Origin of the sequence: Nonomuraea rhizosphaerae (assembly GCF_019396405.1) — a bacterium.
In the GTDB taxonomy this organism is placed as follows: domain Bacteria; phylum Actinomycetota; class Actinomycetes; order Streptosporangiales; family Streptosporangiaceae; genus Nonomuraea; species Nonomuraea rhizosphaerae.
The window spans coordinates 1-711 of record NZ_JAHKRL010000333.1; the positions used below are offsets into that span (position 1 = coordinate 1).

The 711-nt window shown below is 66.0% G+C and carries 1 pseudogene; it reads right to left on the reverse strand.

Going from position 1 to position 711, the window contains the following annotated elements:
* A pseudogene (locus tag KME77_RS16720) lies at nucleotides 1–711 on the reverse strand (DNA-directed RNA polymerase subunit beta); the annotation flags it as partial.

A 711-nucleotide genomic window follows, 5' to 3' on the forward strand; every position in this document is an offset into this window, starting at 1 on the left:
CACCCGGCACCACCTCGGCACCGATCCGGATGATGCCACGCTCGTCCAGATCGGCCAGCACCTCCTCGGAGACGTTCGGGATGTCCCGGGTGATCTCCTCCGGCCCCAGCTTGGTGTCACGAGCATCGACCTCGTGCTCCTCGATGTGGATCGAGGACAACACATCGTCCTGCACCAGCCGCTGGGACAAGATGATCGCGTCTTCGTAGTTGTGACCCTCCCACGGCATGAACGCCACCAGCAGGTTCTTGCCCAGCGCCATCTCACCCTTGTCGGTGCACGGCCCGTCGGCGATGACCTGGTTGACCTCCACCCGGTCGCCCTCGATCACGATGGGCTTCTGGTTGAAGCTCGTGCCCTGGTTGGAGCGCTTGAACTTCGCCACCCGGTAGGTGGTACGCGTGCCGTCGTCGTTCATCACGGTGACGTAGTCGGCCGAGACCTCCTCGACCACACCCGCCTTCTCGGCGCTGATGACGTCACCGGCGTCGGTGGCGGCACGGTACTCCATGCCGGTGCCGACCAGCGGGGCCTCGCTCTTGAGCAGGGGCACCGACTGGCGCTGCATGTTCGAGCCCATCAGGGCCCGGTTGGCGTCGTCGTGCTCCAGGAACGGGATCATCGCGGTGGCCACCGACACCATCTGGCGCGGTGAGACGTCGATGTAGTCGACCTCCTCGGCACGCGCCAGCTCGGTCTCGCCGCCCTTGG